This is a genomic window from Roseburia sp. AF42-8 (assembly GCF_003435965.1).
GTDB lineage: Bacteria > Bacillota > Clostridia > Lachnospirales > Lachnospiraceae > Roseburia_C > Roseburia_C amylophila.
The window spans coordinates 35,362-57,158 of the sequence record NZ_QTVB01000017.1; the positions used below are offsets into that span (position 1 = coordinate 35,362).

21 protein-coding genes are annotated in these 21,797 nt (G+C 41.8%); 17 read left to right on the forward strand and 4 right to left on the reverse strand.

Going from position 1 to position 21,797, the window contains the following annotated elements; genetic code table 11:
- Positions 1-62 precede the first annotated feature (62 nt).
- The 10 genes from DW059_RS08935 (at position 63) to DW059_RS08980 (ending at position 9,867) form a co-directional block, all read left to right on the forward strand.
- Positions 63-278, forward strand: coding sequence for an alpha/beta-type small acid-soluble spore protein (locus DW059_RS08935; protein ID WP_022243446.1), 216 nt, complete (start codon positions 63-65; stop codon positions 276-278).
- A gap of 255 nt (positions 279-533) precedes the next feature.
- The gene (gene tig / locus DW059_RS08940; protein ID WP_117698535.1) at positions 534-1,874 is read left to right on the forward strand and encodes a trigger factor; all 1,341 of its coding nucleotides are present in this window, start codon (positions 534-536) and stop codon (positions 1,872-1,874) included.
- Positions 1,875-1,989: 115 nt separating this feature from the next.
- Positions 1,990-2,571 carry an ATP-dependent Clp endopeptidase proteolytic subunit ClpP gene (gene clpP / locus DW059_RS08945; protein WP_022243444.1) on the forward strand — a complete coding sequence of 194 codons (582 nt, stop codon included), beginning with the start codon at positions 1,990-1,992 and terminating at the stop codon, positions 2,569-2,571.
- Positions 2,572-2,700: 129 nt separating this feature from the next.
- Positions 2,701-3,954 (forward strand): ATP-dependent Clp protease ATP-binding subunit ClpX, encoded by a 1,254-nt coding sequence (gene clpX / locus DW059_RS08950; protein WP_117698536.1) that lies wholly within the window; start codon positions 2,701-2,703, stop codon positions 3,952-3,954.
- Between the two features lie 16 nt (positions 3,955-3,970).
- Positions 3,971-6,298, forward strand: coding sequence for an endopeptidase La (lon, locus tag DW059_RS08955; protein WP_117698537.1), 2,328 nt, complete (start codon positions 3,971-3,973; stop codon positions 6,296-6,298).
- A 14-nt stretch (positions 6,299-6,312) separates the two neighbouring features.
- Positions 6,313-6,906 carry a ribosome biogenesis GTP-binding protein YihA/YsxC gene (gene yihA, locus DW059_RS08960; protein WP_022243441.1) on the forward strand — a complete coding sequence of 198 codons (594 nt, stop codon included), beginning with the start codon at positions 6,313-6,315 and terminating at the stop codon, positions 6,904-6,906.
- On the forward strand, positions 6,896-7,888 hold the full coding sequence (locus DW059_RS08965) for a metal ABC transporter substrate-binding protein (RefSeq protein ID WP_117698538.1): 993 nt from the start codon (positions 6,896-6,898) through the stop codon (positions 7,886-7,888). The genes yihA and DW059_RS08965 overlap by 11 nt, the downstream gene beginning before the upstream one ends.
- Positions 7,885-8,631 carry a metal ABC transporter ATP-binding protein gene (locus tag DW059_RS08970; RefSeq protein ID WP_117698539.1) on the forward strand — a complete coding sequence of 249 codons (747 nt, stop codon included), beginning with the start codon at positions 7,885-7,887 and terminating at the stop codon, positions 8,629-8,631. The genes DW059_RS08965 and DW059_RS08970 overlap by 4 nt, the downstream gene beginning before the upstream one ends.
- Positions 8,628-9,443 carry a metal ABC transporter permease gene (locus tag DW059_RS08975; protein ID WP_117698540.1) on the forward strand — a complete coding sequence of 272 codons (816 nt, stop codon included), beginning with the start codon at positions 8,628-8,630 and terminating at the stop codon, positions 9,441-9,443. Before DW059_RS08970 ends, DW059_RS08975 begins: the two co-directional genes overlap by 4 nt.
- Positions 9,436-9,867: a hypothetical protein gene (locus DW059_RS08980; RefSeq protein WP_117698541.1), complete on the forward strand. Its 432-nt coding sequence runs from the start codon at positions 9,436-9,438 to the stop codon at positions 9,865-9,867. The genes DW059_RS08975 and DW059_RS08980 overlap by 8 nt, the downstream gene beginning before the upstream one ends.
- Here the strand turns inward: DW059_RS08980 and DW059_RS08985 are convergent.
- Positions 9,773-11,092: a DNA polymerase Y family protein gene (locus tag DW059_RS08985; protein WP_117698542.1), complete on the reverse strand. Its 1,320-nt coding sequence runs from the start codon at positions 11,090-11,092 to the stop codon at positions 9,773-9,775. The two genes, DW059_RS08980 and DW059_RS08985, sit on opposite strands and share 95 nt — an antisense overlap.
- A gap of 165 nt (positions 11,093-11,257) precedes the next feature.
- On the opposite strand from DW059_RS08985, the gene DW059_RS08990 reads away from it, so the two are divergent.
- Together DW059_RS08990 and DW059_RS08995 are read left to right on the forward strand one after the other, a co-directional pair.
- Entirely contained in the window at positions 11,258-12,016 is a 759-nt protein-coding gene (locus DW059_RS08990) for an adaptor protein MecA (RefSeq protein ID WP_117698543.1), read from the forward strand.
- A gap of 18 nt (positions 12,017-12,034) precedes the next feature.
- Entirely contained in the window at positions 12,035-12,418 is a 384-nt protein-coding gene (locus DW059_RS08995) for a hypothetical protein (RefSeq protein WP_022243433.1), read from the forward strand.
- A 94-nt stretch (positions 12,419-12,512) separates the two neighbouring features.
- Here DW059_RS08995 and proC read toward each other — a convergent pair whose 3' ends face one another.
- On the reverse strand, positions 12,513-13,331 hold the full coding sequence (proC, locus tag DW059_RS09000; RefSeq protein ID WP_117698544.1) for a pyrroline-5-carboxylate reductase: 819 nt from the start codon (positions 13,329-13,331) through the stop codon (positions 12,513-12,515).
- 81 nt (positions 13,332-13,412) lie between these two features.
- The gene (locus DW059_RS09005) at positions 13,413-14,207 is read right to left on the reverse strand and encodes an enoyl-CoA hydratase-related protein (protein WP_022243431.1); all 795 of its coding nucleotides are present in this window, start codon (positions 14,205-14,207) and stop codon (positions 13,413-13,415) included.
- A 691-nt stretch (positions 14,208-14,898) separates the two neighbouring features.
- Between DW059_RS09005 and DW059_RS09010 the strand changes: the two genes are divergently transcribed.
- The 5 genes from DW059_RS09010 (at position 14,899) to DW059_RS09030 (ending at position 20,057) form a co-directional block, all read left to right on the forward strand.
- Positions 14,899-16,068, forward strand: a complete 1,170-nt coding sequence (locus DW059_RS09010; protein WP_117698556.1) for a pyridoxal phosphate-dependent aminotransferase — start codon at positions 14,899-14,901, stop codon at positions 16,066-16,068.
- 114 nt (positions 16,069-16,182) lie between these two features.
- A complete protein-coding gene (locus DW059_RS09015; protein ID WP_117698545.1) occupies positions 16,183-16,377 on the forward strand; it encodes a hypothetical protein in 195 nt (64 codons plus the stop codon).
- 52 nt (positions 16,378-16,429) lie between these two features.
- A complete protein-coding gene (gene mutY / locus DW059_RS09020) occupies positions 16,430-17,518 on the forward strand; it encodes an A/G-specific adenine glycosylase (RefSeq protein WP_117698546.1) in 1,089 nt (362 codons plus the stop codon).
- Positions 17,519-17,864: 346 nt separating this feature from the next.
- The gene (glf, locus tag DW059_RS09025) at positions 17,865-19,010 is read left to right on the forward strand and encodes a UDP-galactopyranose mutase (protein WP_117698547.1); all 1,146 of its coding nucleotides are present in this window, start codon (positions 17,865-17,867) and stop codon (positions 19,008-19,010) included.
- Between the two features lie 30 nt (positions 19,011-19,040).
- The gene (locus DW059_RS09030) at positions 19,041-20,057 is read left to right on the forward strand and encodes a glycosyltransferase family 2 protein (protein WP_117698548.1); all 1,017 of its coding nucleotides are present in this window, start codon (positions 19,041-19,043) and stop codon (positions 20,055-20,057) included.
- Positions 20,058-20,231: 174 nt separating this feature from the next.
- Here DW059_RS09030 and DW059_RS09035 read toward each other — a convergent pair whose 3' ends face one another.
- On the reverse strand, positions 20,232-21,680 hold the full coding sequence (locus tag DW059_RS09035) for a nicotinate phosphoribosyltransferase (protein WP_117698549.1): 1,449 nt from the start codon (positions 21,678-21,680) through the stop codon (positions 20,232-20,234).
- Positions 21,681-21,797 lie beyond the last annotated feature (117 nt).

Here is a 21,797-nt window from a genome sequence, read left to right on the forward strand (position 1 = left end):
AACCAACAAAAGCTTATCTGAAAATAGATAACAAAGAGAAGAAACTATGGAGGTAGAAACAAATGAGTGGAACAAACAGTTCTAATTCAAGTAACCAGATGGCAGTGCCACAGGCAAAAGAGGCAATGCACCGTTTTAAACAGGAGGTTGCATCTGAAATCGGAGTACCTTTAAAAGAGGGCTACAACGGTGACCTGACATCCAGACAGGCTGGCTCTATCGGTGGAGAAATGGTTAAGAAAATGATCATGAGACAGGAAGAGCAGATGTCTAAATAAGAAGAAAGACAAAAAGCCTTCGGGAAAAGCGCGAAAGTGCATTTCCCGGGGGCTTTTTACATGACTGTCACCAATTGAAATCGGGTTAAAATCTTGTACAGAAAAAAAAGCTAGTAATTTTACAAACGGTGTGTTATAATCTCTAAATGACTGTTAGTAGCTCTAAGTATGCCTATTTTTAGGGAGCAGTCGTAAGATAAGAAAATATTTGTACATGTATATTTTATATATAGTTATAAGGAGGAAGAAACAAGAATGAGTGTACAGGTTGAAAATTTAGAGAAAAATATGGTAAAGCTTACAATTGAAGTGGCAGAAGATAAAGTGGCAGAGGCTTTGAAAGCTGCATACAATAAGCAGAAAAACAAAATCAGCATCCCTGGATTCCGTAAAGGAAAAGTTCCAATGGCTATGGTAGAGAAAATGTATGGTCCGGAAATCTTCTATGAAGATGCTGCAAATATCATGATGCAGGAAGCTTATCCGGCAGCTATCGATGAGAGCGGTGTAGATATCGTTTCCCAGCCAACGGTTGATGTGGTTCAGTTAGAAAAAGGAAAACCATTCATCTTCACAGCAGAAGTTGCAAAGAGACCAGAAGTTAAACTTGGCAAATATAATGGTGTAACTGTAACAAAGATCGATACATCCGTATCTGATGAAGAAGTTGCAGAAGCATTAGAGAGAGAAAGAAATAACAATGCAAGAACTGTAACTGTAACAGACAGACCTGTTGCAGAAGGTGATACAGCAGTTATCGACTACGAAGGATTCGTAGACGGTGTCGCATTTGAAGGTGGAAAAGGAGAGAATCATCCATTAGAGATCGGTTCCCATTCCTTCATCGATACATTCGAAGATCAGTTAGTAGGAAAGAACACTGGCGATGAGGTAGAAGTAAACGTTACATTCCCGAAGGAATATCATGCAGAAGATTTAGCTGGAAAACCAGCAGTATTCAAAGTTAAGATTAACGAGATTAAGACAAAAGAACTTCCAGAGTTAAACGATGAGTTCGCATCTGATGTTTCTGAGTTCGAAACCTTAGAAGAGTACAAAGAGAGCGTGAAGAAGAACTTAGAAGAGACCAAAGAGAACAATGCAAAACGTACCAAAGAGGACGAAGCAATCAAGAAGATTATCGAGAAATCTGAGATGGAAATTCCAGATGCAATGATTGAATCACAGGTACAGAATATGATTCAGGAATTTGCCCAGAGACTTGCACAGCAGGGATTAAGCTTTGACCAGTATATGCAGTTCTCCGGAATGACTATGGACAAGATGAAAGAACAGGTTCGTCCGGAAGCATTAACAAGAATCCAGAGCAGCTTAGTATTAGAGCAGATTGCAAAAGAAGAAAACTTCGAGATTACAGAAGATGATGTAAATGCTGAAATTGAGAAGATGGCAAAAGCATACGGAATGGAAGCGGATAAGCTCAAAGAGTATGTTGGCGATAACGAGAAAGAATCCATGAAACGTGATATTGCGATTGAAAAAGCAGTTCAGTTCATTATGGACAATGTAAAAGAAAGAGCAAAAGCTAAGACTAAGAAAGAAAAAGAAGCAGAAGCAGCTAATGCAGAAGCATAAGAGAAGCACGTAAAGAGACAGACTGACTTGGAATCAGGTCGGTCTGTTTTACGCAAATCACTTGAAACAGAGATAAAGTTGCAGCAGAATGTATGGTAGAAATGGAGGTTATCATATGAGTTTAGTACCTTATGTCATTGAACAGACCAGCAGAGGAGAGCGTAGTTACGACATATACTCCAGATTATTAAAGGATAGAATTATTTTCCTTGGTGAAGAGGTAAATGAGACCACAGCCAGTCTGGTAGTGGCACAGCTTTTATTCTTAGAGTCCGAAGATCCGGGAAAAGACATTCAGTTATACATCAATTCTCCGGGTGGAATTGTAACAGGCGGATTGGCAATTTATGATACCATGCAGTATATCAAATGTGATGTATCTACAATTTGTATCGGACTTGCAGCCAGCATGGGTGCATTCCTGTTGTCCGGTGGAACAAAAGGAAAGAGATTTGCATTACCAAATGCAGAGATTATGATACATCAGCCTTCCGGTGGAGCAAAAGGACAGGCAACTGAGATTCAGATTGCAGCAGAGAATATCTTAAAGACCAAGAAACGTTTGAACGAGATTTTAGCTGCAAATACCGGAAAGCCATATGATGTAATTGCCGCAGATACAGAGCGTGACTATTATATGTCCGCAGAAGAGGCAAAGGAGTATGGCCTGATTGACGGTGTAATTACAGCAAGATAAGAGAAATAAGAAAGAGGCTGTCTCTGGGCGGATTATCCGAAGCACATATGCGGAATTCGACTACGGGCAGCCTTTACCTTTTTTACGAAGGATTTAGAAAAGATAGATGGAAATAATCGAGGTGGAAAGATGGCAGGAAGAAATAGCGAGGACAAAATCAGATGTTCCTTTTGCGGAAAATCACAGGATCAGGTACGCAAGCTGATTGCAGGACCAAACGGTGCATATATCTGTGATGAATGCGTGGACATCTGTGCAGAAATCATAGAGGAGGAATTCGAAGATGAGGAGATTTCCGGAAAAGGAAAGGAAGATTTAGAAGAAATCAACCTGATTAAACCGGAAGAGATGAAGAAATTTTTAGATGAATATGTAATCGGTCAGGACGAAGCAAAAAAAGTCCTTTCTGTAGCCGTATATAATCACTATAAGAGAATTACTTCTGATGTAGATATGAATGATGTGGAATTGCAGAAGAGTAACATTCTGATGTTAGGACCGACCGGTTCCGGTAAGACCCTTCTGGCACAGACACTGGCAAGAGTCTTAAATGTACCGTTTGCCATTGCAGATGCCACCACATTAACAGAAGCAGGATATGTTGGTGAAGACGTAGAGAATATCCTTCTGAAACTGATTCAGGCAGCAGATTACAATATCGAGCGCGCCCAGTGCGGAATCATTTACATCGATGAGATTGATAAGATTACGAAGAAATCTGAAAATGTATCTATTACCAGGGATGTGTCCGGTGAAGGTGTACAGCAGGCATTATTAAAAATCTTAGAGGGAACTGTGGCTTCCGTTCCACCACAGGGTGGAAGAAAGCATCCACAGCAGGAATTAATCCAGATTGATACTACGAATATTTTATTTATCTGTGGTGGAGCATTTGATGGATTAGAGAAGATTATCGAGCAGCGTATGGACCAGAAATCCATCGGCTTTAATGCAGATATTGCAGACCGTACCGAGCGTAATTTGAGCGAAGTCTTAAAGCAGGTACTGCCGGGAGACTTTATTAAATTCGGTCTGATTCCAGAGTTTATCGGACGTGTTCCGGTAAATGTATCATTAGAACAGCTGGATAAGGAAGCGTTAATCCGTATCTTAAAGGAGCCGAAGAATTCCCTGATCAAGCAGTATAAGAAGCTATTTGAAATTGACGGTGTAGAGCTGGAATTTGAAGATGATGCAGTAGAAGCAATTGCAGAGAAATCTTTAGCCCGTAAGACCGGTGCCCGTGGACTTCGTGCAATTATGGAAGATACCATGATGGATTTAATGTATCAGATTCCTTCCGATGAGAGCATTGTAAAATGCACCATTACAAAAGAAACGGTAGAAGACAAGAAAGCGGAGATAGAATATCGTAACGCATAAAAAAGAGGAGAAAAAGATGAGCAGGACAGTAATTCATTTACCGGCAGTTGCACTTCGTGGAATGACCATTCTGCCGGGAATGGTGGCTCATTTTGATATTAGCAGGGACCGTTCCATTCATGCCATAGAAGAGGCGATGGTTGGAGACCAGAAAATATTCCTGATTACACAGCAGGATGCTTCCGTAGAGGAGCCGGCCAGGGATGATTTATATCAGATTGGTGTTATTGCTGAAGTAAAGCAGGTAATAAAGATGCCAAATGAAATCGTGCGTGTTTTGGTAGAAGGATTGGAAAGAGGCGAGTTAGCCTCTTTTCTGTCACAGGAGAAGTATCTGATGGCAGAAGTCATCCTTTTTGATGAAAAAACGGCAGAAGAGGAAGAACTGATGCCGGAAGCGAGGGAAGCAATGCTTCGCTGCATCAGGGAAACCGTACTGAAATATCAAAAAGCCAATGGACATATGAGCAAAGAATTCTTGCGTCAGGTAGAAGAACAGCAGGACGTTGGAACTTTGATGCAGCAGGTTGCGTACAATCTGCCGCTTTACTACACCCAGAAACAGAAAATCTTAGAGGCAGTAGATCTCACTTCCCAGTATGAGACTTTAATGGAAATTCTGCTGAATGAGATCGAAGTGATTTCCTTAAAGAATGAATTTCAGGCGAAGGTGAAAGAACGCGTGGATAAGAATCAGAAGGAATATCTTTTGCGGGAACAGATGAAACTGATTCGGGAAGAACTAGGTGAGGATAATACACAGTCAGATGCGGAACACTTTTTAGAGGAAGTAAAGAAACTGAAGGCAGATAAGACGGTTAAAGAGAGAATTAGAAAAGAGATTGAGCGTTTTAAGAATATTGCATCCAGTTCTTCGGAAAGTGCAGTCAGCAGAGGCTATATTGAGACATTGCTGGAACTGCCATGGAATAAGGCGTCTAAGGATAATAAAGATTTAGCTAATGCAGAGAAAATTTTAGACGAAGACCACTACGGATTGGAAAAAGTAAAAGAGCGTATGCTGGAATTCTTGGCAGTCCGGAATCTGACTCATAAAGGAGAAAGTCCAATTATCTGTCTGGTGGGACCTCCTGGAACCGGCAAGACAAGCATTGCCCGTTCTGTGGCAAAAGCATTGAATAAAAAGTATGTCAGAATCTGTCTAGGAGGTGTCCGTGATGAGGCAGAGATTCGTGGACACAGAAAGACCTATGTGGGGGCAATGCCGGGCAGAATTATCAATGGTTTAAAGAGTGCCGGAGTAAAGAACCCGCTGATGCTTTTAGATGAGATTGATAAAGTTAGCAGTGATTATAAGGGAGATACATCTTCTGCACTGCTGGAAGTATTGGATAATGAGCAGAACAGCCATTTCAGGGACCACTATGTGGAGCTTCCGGTAGATTTATCTGAGGTATTGTTTATTGCGACAGCCAATTCCGTACAGACAATACCAAGACCTCTGTTAGACCGCATGGAGCTGATTGAGGTAAGCAGTTATACGGAAAATGAAAAGGCTCACATTGCAAAAGAGCATCTTATAGCAAAGCAGATTGAGAAAAATGGCTTAAAGGAATCAGAGCTTACATTCCAGAATGGTGCAATTGAGCAGCTGATTCGCAGCTATACAAGAGAAGCCGGTGTGCGTAACTTAGAACGCAAAATCGGTGAAATCTGCAGAAAAGCAGCAAGAGAGATTTACGAGGGCAAGAAAAAGAAAGTTACTATAAGCACAAAGAACTTAGAACATTATCTTGGCAAAGAGAAATATACCTTTGATAAGAAGAATGAGAAGGACGAGGTTGGTATTGTCCGGGGACTGGCATGGACCAGTGTCGGTGGTGATACATTAGAAATCGAAGTAAATGTAATGCCGGGAAAAGGTGAATTTAAACTGACAGGACAGCTTGGCGATGTCATGAAAGAGTCTGCACAGGCTGGAATCAGTTATATCCGTTCTGTCAGTGAGCAGTATCAGATACCGGACGATTTCTTTACCAGACATGATATACATATCCACATTCCGGAAGGAGCCGTACCAAAGGATGGACCGTCCGCCGGTGTTACCATGGCAACCGCAATGCTTTCTGCCATTACCGGGAAAAAGGTGCGTGCTGATGTTGCCATGACAGGAGAGATTACCCTCCGCGGCAGAGTGCTTCCGATTGGTGGATTAAAAGAGAAAACATTAGCAGCGAAAAATGCCGGTATCCGGACAGTCTGTGTGCCGGGAAAAAATGAAAAAGATATCGAGGAACTCTCAGCAGAGATTAAAAAGGATTTAGAAATTGTCTATGCAGATACCATCGAAGATATCTTAAAGGTTGCTTTTGTAAAAGAGTAGTAAAGGAGCAGAAAATGGTTATAAAAGAAGTAAACTTGGAAACGGTGTGTGGTGTTACCAGTAAGCTTCCGGAGAATACATTGCCGGAGGTGGCATTTGCAGGAAAATCCAATGTTGGAAAGTCGTCATTAATTAATGCACTGATGAACCGGAAATCCCTTGCAAGAACCTCTGCACAGCCGGGAAAGACACAGACCATTAATTTCTATAATATCAATGATGCCATGTATCTGGTGGATTTGCCGGGATATGGTTATGCGAAAGTAGCAGAGAGTGAGAAAGCAAAATGGGGTAAAATGATTGAAAATTATCTGCATACCTCAAAGCAGCTGCGCCGGGTATTCTTACTAATTGATATCAGGCATGACCCGTCTGCCAATGATAAACTGATGTATGACTGGATTATCCATCAGGGCTTTGATCCGGTTATTGTGGCAACCAAGCTGGACAAGCTGAAGAGAAGCCAGGTGCCAAAATGTATCAAGGCAGTAAAAGAAGGTCTGAAAGTAAAACCGGGAACGGTAATTGTTCCGTTTTCTGCAGTAACCAAGCAGGGCAGGGAAGAAATCTGGCAGATTATGGATGAGGCTGTTGGCTATGAAGAATAAATATGTATTTGTAACGGTTCTTTTGCTGGTACTTTTATTGACTGGTGCAGGACTGACACAATTATATGTAAAAGAAGAGACAAAACAGCAGGATAGTGAACTTACGGTAGTAACATCCTTTTATCCGATGTATATTGCAGCAATGAATGTCATCGGAGACACTCCGGGTGTAAATTTGCAGAATCTCAGTGAGCCGCAGACTGGCTGTCTTCACGATTACCAGCTGACTCCGGCGGACATGAAGCTCCTTTCCGGTGCAGATGTGTTTATTGTAAATGGTGGCGGAATCGAATCTTTTTTATCGGATGTGGCAGCAGATTATAAGAATCTTTCCATTGTAAATGCCTGCGAGGGACTTAATCTTTTATCTGAAGAGGATGAAGGAGAGGAACATGCTCACGAAGATGCAGCAGAGGAGCATATCCACGGAGATACCGAGGATACCCATGAAGAAGGACATAATCACGGAGATGTGAATGCCCACGCATGGATGAGCATTGCACTTTATAAGCAGCAGGTGCAAAATATTTTAGAAGGACTTTGCAACATAGATCCAAAGCATCAGGATGTTTATGAAAGCAATGCGAAAGAGTACCTTGCAAAGCTTGAGGATTTAGAGAGCGAGCAGCAGTCCTTAAAGGAAGAATTAGCAGGAAAGCATATTGTTATTTTCCATGAAGCTTATGCTTATGTGGCAGAGGACTATGATATGGAGATTTCCTATACCATGGATTTGGATGAGGAGCGTCAGGTCAGTGCCGGTGAAGTGGCAGATGTGATGGGCGTCATTGAAAAGAATGATATATCAGTGGTGCTGGCAGAAGAACTCTATGGCAAAGATATGGGAGATACAGTAGAGCGGGAGACCGATGCGAAAGTATGTTATCTTGATACCTTAACCCGCGGGGAGTATGAAAAGGACAGCTATCTTGATGCAATGAGACAGAATATGGAACTGCTGAAGGAGGCTTTTACAGAATGAGAAAAATAGTAAAACCATGTGGACTGCATTGTATCCGGATTAACCATCTGGGTGTTACCATTGGAGAACAGCAGATATTGTCAGATGTGAATCTGCATATTCATTGTGGAACACTGACAGTATTGATTGGCCGGAACGGAGCAGGAAAATCAACTCTGATCCGGGCTATTTTAAATGACATTCCACACACGGGAAGCATTGAATTTAAGGACAGGGAAAATGGTCATATCCAGAAGCTTAGGATTGGTTATGTACCACAGAATCTAAATATCGAGAAATCCACTCCGGTCAGTGTCTATGATATGATTGCAAGCTATCAGTCCAACCGGCCGGTATTTTTATATAAGAGTAAAAAGCTGTATCAGGAAATCAAAGAAAGCTTAAAAATGTTTGAAGCCGAGCATTTGATTGACAAGCAGGTATGTAATCTTTCCGGTGGGGAATTACAGCGTGTACTTCTTTCCATGGCAGTGATGGATGAACCGAATCTGCTGCTTTTGGATGAGCCGGTGTCTGGTATTGACCAGAATGGTATGGAGTTATTTTACCGGAATATCGAATATCTGAAGGAAAATTTTGACCTGGCAGTTTTACTGATTTCCCATGACCTTGATTATGTAAGAAAATATGCAGACCATGTGGTGCTCATAGATGGCAAAGTGCTGACCCAGGGAACACCGAAGGAAGTCTATGACAGTGATGCTTTTAAACAGGTATTTACAGATATGGAGGTGCGGGGATGATAGAATTTTTTACCGCGTGGTGGTCTTATGGATTTATGCGGAATGCATTTATCGCAATCCTGATTATCACACCATTGTTTGGAATCCTTGGAACCATGATTGTAAATAACAAAATGGCATTTTTCTCAGATGCATTAGGCCATTCTGCATTGACGGGAATTGCTCTTGGCGTTGTGATGGGAGTTGCAGATACGACCTTATCCATGATTATTTTTGCAGTAATTTTTGCATTATTACTAAACTATATCAGCAGTAAAGCATCGGCATCCAGAGATACGATTATCTCCGTTTTTTCTTCAGCATGTATTGCTGTGGGACTGGCCATCTTATCGAAAGGCGGAAATTTCAGTAAATATTCCAGTCTTTTGGTAGGTGATGTTTTAAGCATTTCAAAAAAAGAAATTATTTATCTGATTCTGATTTTTGCAGCAACACTGATTTTCTGGGGCATGGCATTTAATAAGTTAAATGCAGTAAGCCTGCACCGGGCACTGGCAAAGAGCCGGGGAATCCGGGTGAAGCTGATAGAAAATATTTTTGCAATTTTTATTGCATTAATTGTAATGCTTTCCATTAAATGGATTGGAATTTTGATCATCAATGCACTGCTGATTCTTCCGGCAGCAGCAAGCCGGAATATTTCGGTCAACATGCGGGAATATCATTTATTTTCTGTTATCTTTTCCTTGTTTTCGGGATTGCTCGGATTGATGATTTCCTATTTTACCAATGTTGCAACCGGTCCGATGATTGTGATTGTAGCAGCCATCATTTATTTTGCAACTTATGTATACGGAAGGAGAAATGCATGATGAGAACCACGAAAAAAGGAAGAAAAGGCGCACTTTTACTTACCTTTCTTCTGGCAGGAAGTTTACTGCAATCCGCTATGAGAATGAAAGTAAGAGTTACATTATAGATAAAGGGGCATTTCAGATGCCTTATGGTGAGGATACGACGGTGCAGGCACAGCTTGACGACTGGATTGCACAAGAGGATGGAAGTTATCTTGTAACTGCCTCCCTCTTAACCTATAGTGATGCAGAGGGAAGCAGTAACAGAACCTTCCAGTTTATATTAAACGATAATGGATATAAGGATGAACTTCCGGATCCATTATTCTACTATACCATCTCAAACGTCAGTCCGATGGATGATTCTTTTTCGGATCTGACTCAGGAGACGGAAGAAAACTCCCCCGGACAAGAGCCTTCGACCCAAAACGTTTCCGAATAGAATCAATGGCTGCATCCAGTTGCTTTTGCTTATTGGCAGAAGGCATCTGGGTGCAGCTTTTTTTATTGCCATCTGGGAGCGGACTGCCGGAAGCTGTACTTTCTGTAGAAATCATGGCAGATGCTGATGAATCGGCTGCATAATCAAAAATAGAAAGCTGCACCGGTGCATCTTCAGGAAGCAGACGGCTGGTACGGATGCCAAGGAGCCGGACAGGTTCCTTATTCCAGAGCTGCTGGAAAAGGGAAACGGCAGTTTTATAAAGGGCATCTGTAGTATTTGTGGCTGAGAGGAGACCGCACTGGTGGGAAGTATTCGTAAAATCATGATAGCGGATTTCTACCGTGATACTCTGGGCCAACATTTTTTCTTTCCGGAGGCGCATGGATACAGATTCGGAAAGAGAGAGAAGAACCTTTTTTGCATCTGCTAAGGTGCGGGCGTCCTCCTTTAAAGTGGTGGAATTGCCAATCCCCTTGGCTTCCCGCTTGGTAGAATGCACATGGTCATCTCCGATTCCATTGGCATATTCCCACATCAGTGTGCCGTGGCTTTTGAATTCCTGCCGGAGGTAATCCGGGTCAGTGGCTGCAAGTTCTCCGATAGTACGGATGCCAAGTGCTTTCAACCGGGCAGCACTGGAATGCCCTACCATGTAGAGATCATCCACTGGAAGCGGCCACATTTTTTTGGCAATTTCATCCGGAAAAAGAGTGTGAATCCGATCCGGCTTGGTAAAATCACTTGCCATTTTCGCCAGAAGCTTATTTGGAGCAATTCCAATATTAACGGTAAAACCAAATCGTGATTTAATATTTGCAGAAATGATTTTGGCTGCTGCAAGAGGAGATTCATACTGGTGGGCAATGGGCGTAAAGTCAAGAAAACATTCATCTATGGAAAGCTGCTCGATATCATCGGTGTAGGTATGTAGCAGTTCCATAAGTGCATGGCTTTTTCTCTGGTACATGGCATGATCCGGCGGAACCAGCATAAGGGTGGGACATTTACGTAAAGCATTGGCAACCGGTTCGCCGGTGACAATCTTATAGGCTTTGGCAGGCACAGACTTGGCAAGAACCACACCGTGTCTTGTAGCAGAGTCACCGCCAATAATTGCCGGTATAGTGCGGATATCTAAAGTTTCACCATGCTCTAGGCGGTCGACAGCACTCCAGCTTAAAAAAGCAGAATTGACATCAATATGAAAGATAATCCGGTGCATAATGCTCCTCCTTTACCGTATTATGGAATTGCCAGTTGCTTACGGGCTTAATACCTTGGATACCTATATTATAAAAGCTTTCCGGTTGAAAAGAAAGGGCTTTTAGTGTATAGTAAGGTTACAAATAAGGGAAAACGCAGCGAGAATAATGGCAGGTGATTGTTTATGAGATTTAAAAGAATCGATGTGGATACGGTGCGCTGTATTATTTCAGAAGAAGAATTAATGGAAAATGGACTGGAAGTAGATGATTTTCTGCAGAATGACGGAAGAACAGAATCGTTTCTGCGTAAGATTATTTCCATGGCAGAAGAAGAGGTCGGATATAAAGTACAGGGTGGAAATATTACCATTCAGGTTGCAGTACTGCCGGAGCATACGCTGGCACTTACTTTTTCGGAGAAGCCGGAGCTTGGCATCAGCAATATGTTGGAAAATCTGAAGTCTGCAGTAGAAAGTCTGGTTAAGAATGCTCCTGATATTGAAAAGCTGAAACAGACGTCAAAAGAGCTGGCAAATCAGAATCATACGGATGAAGGCATTGCAGAAATACAACCGGAGCAGTCAGAATCCAAGGCAGAAGAAAGCACAGATAAGAAACAGTCTACCGGTGGCTTTACACTAAAAGACCGGAATTTTTATCAGCTTTGCTTTGCAAGCATGGAACGTGCAATTTGTTATGCCAAGGGCGTCCGTCTGGAACTGCCGATGAAGAGTAGTCTTTATTATCTGACCAGAGAGGATGCTTATTATCTTTTGCTTGAGAAGGGAGAACTTAGTGATAAACAGCTTTGTCGTCTTTTAAGTGCTTCTTTGGAATTTGCAGATGATATTTATGCGCATGGACCGACCCGGGCATATATTATGGAGCATGGAAAATGCATTTTGCCGGAGCAGGCGTTAGAACATTTACAGGAAATTTAGACAGACAGAGGAATTGGAATGGAAGAATATAAAGATAAAGCATCGTTTGAAGAATTTTTTAAGCAGAACTATGTACCACTGGATTATAAATCCATTCGGAATGAGATGCGGGAGGCAGCCGGAGATGGCTGGAGCCTTTTTACCGATGAATACAAATTTCGTGGAAAGATAGATAAGAAAGATTTTATTGTGCATATGACAGGCGATGCCTACTGCACTTTTGAAGAGATTGTGGAAAATGCAATTGATGAGTTGAACAGCGGAATCCTTGACATTGTGATGGAAATCGGCAATGAGATGGAATTTGACAACGATACAGCAGAAATTTATTTTGATACCATTGAAAAGCAGTTGAAGGAAATGTTAGATGCCCTTTATGATGATGTGCTTAAAGATTTATAAAAGCAGGTAAAATAAACAGTAAAGATAGAAAAGACCCCGGAAGAACGATTGTATGTAAATTAGTCCTTCCGGGGTTTCTTATATGCCTTTAATATCAATCGGAGAGTTTGCTCATGGCACGGGATTTTTCAGAGCAGGCATTCTGGGCAGCAATTACGGTGCTGCGGAAGGAGCCTTCCTCTAATTTTGCCACAGCAGCAATGGTAGTTCCGGCCGGGGAGCAGACTGCATCCTTTAATTCACCCGGATGTTTACCGGTCTCTAATACCATTTTAGCTGCACCAAGAACGGACTGGGCAGCAAATTTATAAGCCTGGGCACGCGGCATACCGTCATTAACAGCTGCGTCAGCCATTGCTTCAATAAACATATAGACATAAGCCGGTGAGGAACCACTGACTCCGACTACGGCATCCATAAGACTTTCCGGTACAATTTCTGCTTTACCAAAGCTTTCAAAGAGAGAGACAACCATTTTGGTTTCTTCTTCTATGATATGCTCATTTGGGGTAATGGCAGACATGGCTTCCTGAACCATAGCCGGTGTATTTGGCATGGTACGAACCAGTTTAATATCTTTGCTGAATAAAGATTCAATCCGTGAAATGGTCTGTCCGGCAGCAATGGCAACTATGATTTTGTCATCGGTAACACTGTCTTTGATTTCTTTGATGACTGTTTCATAAAGATATGGTTTTACAGCAAGAAAAATGATATCGGATTCTACAGCAACAGTCTCATTGTCTAAGGTGGTGCGGATACCATACTGCTCAGAAAGTGTATCCAGTGTGACCTGGGTTTTCGCACTGGCAATCAGGTGGCTGGCAGGAACCAGACCGGAAGAGATAATTCCGCCAATCATGGCACGACCCATATTACCGCTTCCGATAAAACCAATTTTTTTATCTAACATGATGCATTCTCCTTTTATGAAAGGGGATATCCCAGATGATACTGGAATATCCCCTTTGATATTGTCTAAGTATAAGTTCAATTAGAAATCTGTTAAGTCAGCAGCTCTTCTCTCTAAGAAAGCACTCATGCCTTCTTTTTTATCATGGGTAGAGCAGGTTACGCCAAACAGGTTAGCTTCCATTTCAACAGCATTCTTGATATCCATATCATATCCGTTGTTGATAGCAGCTTTTGCGATAGATACTGCATAGCTTCCTTTAGAGATAATTTTCTCTGCCATAGCTTTTGCGGTTGGCATTAATTCTTCTTTTGCAACAACTTTGTTTACAAGTCCGATGCGGTATGCTTCGTTTGCATCGATGTTATCGCAGGTGAAGATCATTTCTTTTGCACGTCCCATGCCAACAAGACGGGCAAGTCTCTGTGTACCACCGAATCCTGGGATGATTCCAAGACCACACTCAGGCTGTCCGAATACTGCGTTGTCAGAAGCAATACGGATATCACATGCCATAGAAATTTCGCATCCGCCACCTAAAGCGAATCCATTAACAGCAGCAATAGTTACCTGTCTCATATTCATTAATTTAAAGAATGGAACAGAAGCTTTCATACCGAATGCTCTTGCTTCAGCAGCAGAGAAGTTAACCATCTCAGCGATGTCAGCACCAGCAACGAAAGATTTGAATTCGTTACCTTTCTTATCAGCACCACCGGTTAAGATAACGACTTTGATATCGTCTCTTCCTTCAATTTCGGTAAGAACAGTGTTCAGTTCATCCAATGTTTCGGAATTCAATGCGTTTAATGCTGCAGGTCTGGTAATAGTAAGAACTGCAATTTCGTTTTCAACTGTTAAAGTTAAGTTGTTCATGAAATAGGACCCTCCTGATTGATAAATTATTAACAATGTTTCAATACTTATAATGGTATAACTTTTGGGAGGATTTGTCAATAAAAACTGGTATTTTACAGGGATTGTGCTACAATAGGAAAAGACTTGTCATGTGATTACGCAATGGTTTTTGTGAGAAAGCGGATTTTTGGAATTTTAAGCAGCTTTTCTATAAGATTTTTTGTTGAAAGCAGAATGTATACAATTCTTAAAAGTGCTTTTTTCTTATTGTTGTCTGTTTTGCCGCCTGCTTTGACCGGATGCCTTTTGTGGTCCGTCTGTTACGGATATCTAAGGCACCTTTAAGCAGCTCTAGGCATTTCTGCTTATAAAGCTGTTTTTCCGGCAACCGGCGCATAGTCACATCCGTGCTCCAATGCGCCTTCCTGGCACATCCATGTGCCAGGATTGCCAGTTAACAAAAGAAATGCCAAGAGCTGCTAGCAGGGCACCTAAATGATATCCGTAATCAGGCGAACCGCAGAAGGCATACTGTCAAACATTGGAAAAACAGGCACTATCCCAAGAGAAAAAAGCACTTTTTTAGAATTGTAGCATTCTGATTTCTAAAAAGGCTATAGAAAAGCTGCTTAAAATTCGAAAACCACTGCTTCTAAAAAATAATTGCGTAATTACATGACAGGACTTGTACAAAGAGAGGTCAATGAAAATGAAAGATACAAAATCATACTTATCAAAAATCGTACAGGATATGCCGGATTCCGGAATCAAGGATTTCTTTGATGTGGCAAATACCATGGAAGGTGCACTTTCACTGGGTGTAGGCGAACCGGATTTCCCGACACCGGAGCATGTAAGAGAGGCAGCGATTGCTTCTATAAAAAAGGGGGATACCAAATACACCGATAACCGCGGAACGGTAGAGCTGCGTGCAGCGGCAGCGGATTATCTGACAAAATTTGATTTGCATTATGATAAACAGGACGAAATACTGATTACCATGGGAGCCAGCGAAGGAATTGATTTAGCTCTTCGGACACTGGTGAATCCGGGGGAGGAAGTCTTAGTGGCAGAACCTTCCTACGTTTCCTATATTCCATGTATTGAATTATGTGGCGGTGTTCCGGTATCATTAAAATTAAGAGCGGAGAATAAATTCCGTCTGACCAGAGAACAGTTAGAGGAAAAGATAACGGAGAAATCCAAAGTCTTACTGATTTCCTATCCGAACAATCCGACCGGAGCCATTATGGAAAAGGAAGATTTAGAAGCAATCGCAGAAGTGGTAAAGGAACATGATTTGTTCGTGATTACCGATGAAATCTATGCAGAATTAACCTATGGAAAGAAACATGTTTCCATCGCATCCCTTCCGGGCATGTATGAGCGCTGCGTTGTATTAAACGGATTTTCCAAAGCATTTGCCATGACCGGATGGCGTATGGGAATTGCAGCAGGACCAAAGGATGTTATTTTTCATATGAATAAAATACATCAGTTTACAACTATGTCAGCAGGAACCACCAGCCAGTATGCGGCATTGGAAGCATTGACCAGTCCGGTGAGAGATGAAGAGATTGCAGTCATGCGGGAAGAGTATGATGCCAGAAGAACACTGATGGTAGAGGGATTCCGTAAGATGGGATTATCCGTAGCAGAACCGGAAGGCGCATTCTATGTATTTCCGGACATTCGAAAAACAGGACTTACCAGTGAAGAATTCTGTAACCGCCTGTTGCAGGAACAGAAGGTAGCCGTTATCCCGGGAAATGCCTTCGGTACATGCGGAGAAGGCTTTGTACGGTGCTCCTATGCATATTCGCAGGATGTCATTCGTGCCTGTCTGGAGAAAATTGCTGAATTCGTAGCACAGTTCTAATAATTGGAAAATTATTATGTGATGCATTTGATTTACGTGAGTAGATGGTATTGTTGATAAGATACCCGGACAGTCCGTTAAGTAAGGATGCCTGATAAAGGCGGTTAGTGGCACTTGGAATTTCGTCCGGCATCCGGCAACGCTGGCACAGGGATGTGCCAGCGAGGTGCATATGAACATGGATGTGAATTTGCACCGGTTGCCAGCGAAGGCTGTATCCCTTCGAAATTCTTAGTGCCACTTATCGGCTTTATGTGGCATCAGAACTTAACGGACTGCCGGGATATGCTCGGTTCAAACTATCGATAGCAACGTACAACCCTGCACCCACGAAACAGAAATAGAATTAGAAAGAGGAACCATGAGAGAACCATTTGACCTGACAACCCTGATAGAACCATTATTAAATTGGTTTAAAGACCATGCCAGAGTGTTGCCCTGGCGCAATGAGCCGACCCCATACCGGGTGTGGGTGTCTGAAATTATGCTGCAGCAGACCAGAGTGGAAGCGGTAAAACCATATTTTGACCGGTTTTTAGAGGAGCTGCCGGATGTGGCAGCACTTTCAGACTGCCCGGAGGAGAAGCTTTTGAAACTCTGGGAAGGACTTGGATACTACAACCGGGTGAGAAATATGCAGATCGCAGCACAGACGGTCATGGAGAATTATCATGGAGAGCTTCCGGCAGATTATGAGGCACTGACAAAGTTGAAAGGAATTGGTCATTATACGGCAGGTGCCATCGCATCTATCGCATTTGGCATTCCGGTACCGGCGGTGGATGGAAATGTGCTCCGTGTCATATCCCGGGTAACAGAGGATGATGCGGATATCATGAAAGCATCTGTGCGGACGGCAATGGAGAAGGACTTATTGGAAATTATGCCGGAAAACAGGGCGGGAGCTTTTAACCAGGCACTGATGGAGCTTGGTGCAACGGTATGTCTGCCGAATGGGGCACCTTTATGCGAAGCATGTCCTTGGAAAGAAGTCTGCCGGGCACAAAAGAGCGGACGCTGGAGAGAACTTCCGGTAAAGAGCAAGGCGAAGGCAAGAAGGATAGAGGACAGAACAGTTCTTGTTATAAAGGCAGAGGATAAGGTCCTTTTGCATAAACGGGCCAACAAGGGACTTTTAGCTGGACTCTATGAATTTCCAAATGTGGAAGGGCATCTTAAGGAAGAGGAAGTTATTACCTATCTTAAGAAAATGGGGTTGTCACCGATTCGTTTGAAAAAATTAGAAGACAGCAGGCATATTTTTTCCCATATTGAATGGCATATGACAGGATATGCAGTGCAGATTGATGAGACAGAGCAGGAGTATCAGAATATGCTCTTTGTGGATGTGAAAGAAACGGAAGAACAGTATCCGATTCCGGCAGCATTTTCCAGATACACAGGATATATGAACATTCGTCTTGGAAATGACAGATATAAGGAAGAATAGCAGAAAAGCCATAGAAAAAAGAGGGAGCCGGTGATTATCACCGGCCTTTCATATGAAAAAGATTTTTTATGGTAAGTGTTAAAAACACTATTTTTTGGGAGGAACCTTGCATCAGCTGCAAGGTCTATGAAAAAATAAAATTATCGCTTTTTTCTTTCTCAGCTTAGTTATAGTATAAAAGCAGAATGTGAAAACAATATGCCCGGATTGTTAGAAGGCTGTAAATAAAATATGAATAAATTGTAAACGAAGTGCCTTAAAGAAATCCTAAGAAAAAATGAATTGGAAAACAAATGACAAATGTGTATAATTGAATGAGGATTACCAAGGGGGAAGGAGAACAGAAATGTACGACAGCATTGTAATCGGAGCCGGAATCGCCGGCAGTGTGGCAGCAAGAAAGCTGGCAGAAGAAGGAAAGCAGAAGGTTCTTTTATTGGAACGGAGAAATCATATTGCAGGAAACTGTTATGACAGACCGGATGACCATGGAATTGTAATACATGAATATGGTCCACATATTTTTCATACAAATAAGGAAGAAGTATATCAGTATCTGTCAAGATTTACAGACTGGTATTTCTTTGGTCATGAGGTAGTAGCAAATGTGCATGGGACACTGATTCCGGTACCATTTAACCTGAATACTTTACATATGGTTTATGGGAAAGAGCAGGCAGACCGGTTAGAGCAGAAGCTGATTGCCGCATACGGAGAGGGAAGCCGGGTCCCAATTATGAAATTACGGGAAAATGAAGATGCAGATATCCGGAAGATTGCGGATTATGTATACGAAAATGTTTTCTTTTATTATACGATGAAGCAGTGGGGACAGAAACCAGAGGAGATAAGCCCGGAGGTAACAGGACGTGTGCCGGTGCTGATTTCTTATGATAACAGATATTTCCAGGATAAATATCAGGGTATGCCAAAGGAAGGTTATACCGCAATGTTCGAAAAGATGTTAGACCATCCGGATATTGAGGTGAGGACTGGTGTAGATGCCGGAGAGGTACTGAAATTTACAGAGGACGGCATTTATTTTGATGGAAAGAAATTCGAAGGAAATGTCATTTATACCGGAGCACTGGATGAGTTGTTTGCATGCTGTTATGGAAGGCTGCCATATCGTTCCCTCCGCTTTGATTTTGAATATTATGACAAACCGGATTATCAGGGACACAGTGTTGTAAATTATACGGTAAGCGAGGATTATACCAGAATTACGGAGTTTAAGTATCTGACCGGGCAGCAGGCAGATGGAACCACGATTGTAAAGGAATATCCATTTGCATACAGTGGAGCAGAAGGAGAGATTCCTTATTATGCCATTTTAAATGAAGAAAATCAGTCATTATATGAAAAATATAAAGCACTGACCGGAAAATATCCGAATATGCATCTTTTGGGAAGACTGGCAGAATACAAATATTATAATATTGATGCCATGACAGAGAAAGCATTAGAACTTACCAAAGAACTTTTAAAATAAAATGTTTCGAAAAACGATTGGAGAAAAAGAATGAAATTATTATCAGTAACCATTCCATGTTACAATTCACAGGATTATATGGAACATTGTATTGAAACACTGCTGACAGGTGGAGAAGATGTGGAGATTTTAATCGTAGATGACGGCTCAAAGGATGCAACAGCAGAGATTGCTGACCGTTATCAGAAGAAATATCCTACTATTATTAAGGCAATCCATCAGGAAAATGGTGGACACGGTGCAGCTGTAAATACCGGTATTGCCAATGCAACCGGACTGTATTTTAAAGTGGTAGACAGTGATGACTGGGTAGATGAAGAGAGCTATCACAAGATTCTTGCTAAATTACGGGAACTTGTGGGCGGAAGTACTACTCTTGATATGTTTATCAGCAATTTCGTATATGAGAAGCAGGGCGCAGAGCATAAAAAAGTAATGAAATATACCAGAATGTTCCCGGAAAATGAAGTCTTTACCTGGTCTGATGTAAGGCATATCAGCAAGGGACATTATATTCTGATGCATTCTGTTATTTACCGTACTCAGTTATTAAAGGATTGTGGACTTGAGCTGCCAAGACACACCTTCTATGTGGATAATCTTTTTGTATACAATCCATTGCCATATGTAAAGACCATGTATTATATGAATGTGGATTTCTATCGTTATTTTATCGGAAGGGAAGACCAGTCTGTCAATGAAAAGGTTATGATTGGAAGAATTGATCAGCAGATTAAGGTAAATAAACTGATGATAGAAGAAGTGAATTTGTGGAAAATTGCAAACCCAAAATTAAGAAAATATATGTTTAATTACCTTGAAATTATTACTGTAGTATCAACAGTACTTTGCCTGCGTTCCGAGACAGAAGAAAATCTCATGAAGAAACGGGAACTGTGGTCTTATATCAAAGGTTATGATCTTCGTCTCTTCCATCATTTAAGAAGGGGGATTTTAGGACAGTCCATGAATCTTCCGGGTAAGGGTGGAAGAAAGATTTCTGTTGCAGCATATAAGCTGACCCAGAAGATTGTCGGATTTAACTAAGCTGAAAGAAAAAATGTGAATAAACGAGCGTAGGTTTGTAGAAAAGAAAAACAACAGAGGGCATTATTGCTTATATAAAGAAACCACCTTATGCCGGGAAAAACGGTAAAGGCGGTTTCTTTTTTACGCGAGTAACGAGAAAAATTGTATGCTCGCAAAGAGTGTTTCTTGTAGTTACATATGCTCTTTATTTAAGAGAGCAGTTTTCATTTCATATAATTTGTCGGATAAATCAACGTAGATTTCCTGTGGATTTACGAAACGTTTTGTCTCATCCCAGATGGTATCTTTTTCTCTGGTGCAGTAACGCTGAATATCCATAACACTTGGAGATTCGTAAACACATTCGCCCTTCTGGAAAACCGGAACAAGAAGTTCACGCAGCGTATAGCTTCCACCAGGAAGAGTTGTTTTCTTCCATGGGGCGTTCGGGTCAAAGAGCTTCATGTCCTTGGATTCATCAAAGACTTCGCCCACCAGACAGATAAGGTCAGCCTTAATCTTACCGGTTTCTTTATCATAAATACGATAAACAGTTTTATTGCCAGGATTTGTAACTTTTTCCACATTCTCGGAAAGCTTAATCTTTGGAATGAATTCACCGGCTTCATTCTGGATAGCAGCCAGCTTGTATACACCGCCGAAAGCAGGATTGTCTTTGGAAGTAATTAAGTTGGTTCCAACACCCCAGGAAGTAATGGTAGCCCCCTGAATCTTTAGGCTTTCAATCAGATACTCATCCAGATCATTGGAAGCGGAGATAACTGCGTCCGGGAATCCGGCATCATCTAACATTTTGCGGACTTTCTTGGAAAGATAAGCAAGGTCGCCACTGTCCATACGGATTCCGTAGTAGGTAAGCGGAATGCCGGCATCTCTCATTTCTTTAAATACCTTGATGGCATTTGGCATACCGGATTTTAAAGTATCATAGGTATCGACAAGAAGAATGCAGGCAGATGGATAAAGCTCTGCATATTTCTTGAAGGCGGTATATTCATCCGGGAAACTCATAATCCAGCTATGGGCGTGGGTTCCGAGTACCGGGACGTCAAACATCTGACCGGCAAGGACGTTGGAAGTACCTTTACAGCCGCCGATAACAGCAGCTCTGGCGCCGTAGGTTCCGGAATCAGGACCCTGGGCGCGTCTTAAACCAAATTCCATGACGCCATCACCCTGGGCAGCGTAGCATACGCGGGCAGCCTTGGTGGCAATCAGGCTCTGGTGGTTGATGATATTTAAGACTGCAGTTTCGATTAACTGGGCTTCCATAATCGGAGCAACCACTTTTACAAGAGGCTCTCTTGGAAAAATCAGAGTTCCTTCCGGAATTGCATAGATATCACCGGAGAATTTAAAGTTACTTAAATAAGTTAAAAAGTCTTCATCAAAGATGGATAAACTTCTTAAATAGGAAATATCCTCTTCGTCAAAATGAAGATTCTTGATATAGTCAATCATCTGGTCTAATCCCGCGCAGACTGCATAACCGCCATCACATGGATTGGTGCGGTAAAAAGCGTCAAAAACAGCCACATCACGGTTGCCGGTTTTAAAGTATCCCTGCATCATTGTCATCTCATAAAGATCAGTCAACAATGTCAAATTTAATGTACTCATATGTGATATTCCTTTTCTTTTACATCTGTAAATACAGGTGTCTTGTCAGATGAATTTATAGACTTTTACTTACAAAAAAGCAAGTAATGAGTATAAATATGCTTCATTATAACCATT

Excerpts from the sequence above, each read along its gene's own strand:
- yihA (WP_022243441.1), top strand. The coding sequence starts at position 6,313 with ATGGTTATAAAAGAAGTAAACTTGGAAACGGTGTGTGGTGTTACCAGT.
- DW059_RS08995 (WP_022243433.1), top strand. The coding sequence starts at position 12,035 with ATGGAAGAATATAAAGATAAAGCATCGTTTGAAGAATTTTTTAAGCAG.
- clpP (WP_022243444.1), top strand. The coding sequence starts at position 1,990 with ATGAGTTTAGTACCTTATGTCATTGAACAGACCAGCAGAGGAGAGCGT.
- DW059_RS08970 (WP_117698539.1), top strand. The coding sequence starts at position 7,885 with ATGAGAAAAATAGTAAAACCATGTGGACTGCATTGTATCCGGATTAAC.
- DW059_RS09030 (WP_117698548.1), top strand. The coding sequence starts at position 19,041 with ATGAAATTATTATCAGTAACCATTCCATGTTACAATTCACAGGATTAT.
- DW059_RS09010 (WP_117698556.1), top strand. The coding sequence starts at position 14,899 with ATGAAAGATACAAAATCATACTTATCAAAAATCGTACAGGATATGCCG.
- clpX (WP_117698536.1), top strand. The coding sequence starts at position 2,701 with ATGGCAGGAAGAAATAGCGAGGACAAAATCAGATGTTCCTTTTGCGGA.
- lon (WP_117698537.1), top strand. The coding sequence starts at position 3,971 with ATGAGCAGGACAGTAATTCATTTACCGGCAGTTGCACTTCGTGGAATG.
- DW059_RS08965 (WP_117698538.1), top strand. The coding sequence starts at position 6,896 with ATGAAGAATAAATATGTATTTGTAACGGTTCTTTTGCTGGTACTTTTA.
- DW059_RS08935 (WP_022243446.1), top strand. The coding sequence starts at position 63 with ATGAGTGGAACAAACAGTTCTAATTCAAGTAACCAGATGGCAGTGCCA.
- proC (WP_117698544.1), bottom strand. The coding sequence starts at position 13,331 with ATGTTAGATAAAAAAATTGGTTTTATCGGAAGCGGTAATATGGGTCGT.
- DW059_RS09005 (WP_022243431.1), bottom strand. The coding sequence starts at position 14,207 with ATGAACAACTTAACTTTAACAGTTGAAAACGAAATTGCAGTTCTTACT.
- glf (WP_117698547.1), top strand. The coding sequence starts at position 17,865 with ATGTACGACAGCATTGTAATCGGAGCCGGAATCGCCGGCAGTGTGGCA.
- DW059_RS08990 (WP_117698543.1), top strand. The coding sequence starts at position 11,258 with ATGAGATTTAAAAGAATCGATGTGGATACGGTGCGCTGTATTATTTCA.
- DW059_RS08980 (WP_117698541.1), top strand. The coding sequence starts at position 9,436 with ATGCATGATGAGAACCACGAAAAAAGGAAGAAAAGGCGCACTTTTACT.
- DW059_RS08975 (WP_117698540.1), top strand. The coding sequence starts at position 8,628 with ATGATAGAATTTTTTACCGCGTGGTGGTCTTATGGATTTATGCGGAAT.
- mutY (WP_117698546.1), top strand. The coding sequence starts at position 16,430 with ATGAGAGAACCATTTGACCTGACAACCCTGATAGAACCATTATTAAAT.
- DW059_RS09035 (WP_117698549.1), bottom strand. The coding sequence starts at position 21,680 with ATGAGTACATTAAATTTGACATTGTTGACTGATCTTTATGAGATGACA.
- DW059_RS08985 (WP_117698542.1), bottom strand. The coding sequence starts at position 11,092 with ATGCACCGGATTATCTTTCATATTGATGTCAATTCTGCTTTTTTAAGC.
- tig (WP_117698535.1), top strand. The coding sequence starts at position 534 with ATGAGTGTACAGGTTGAAAATTTAGAGAAAAATATGGTAAAGCTTACA.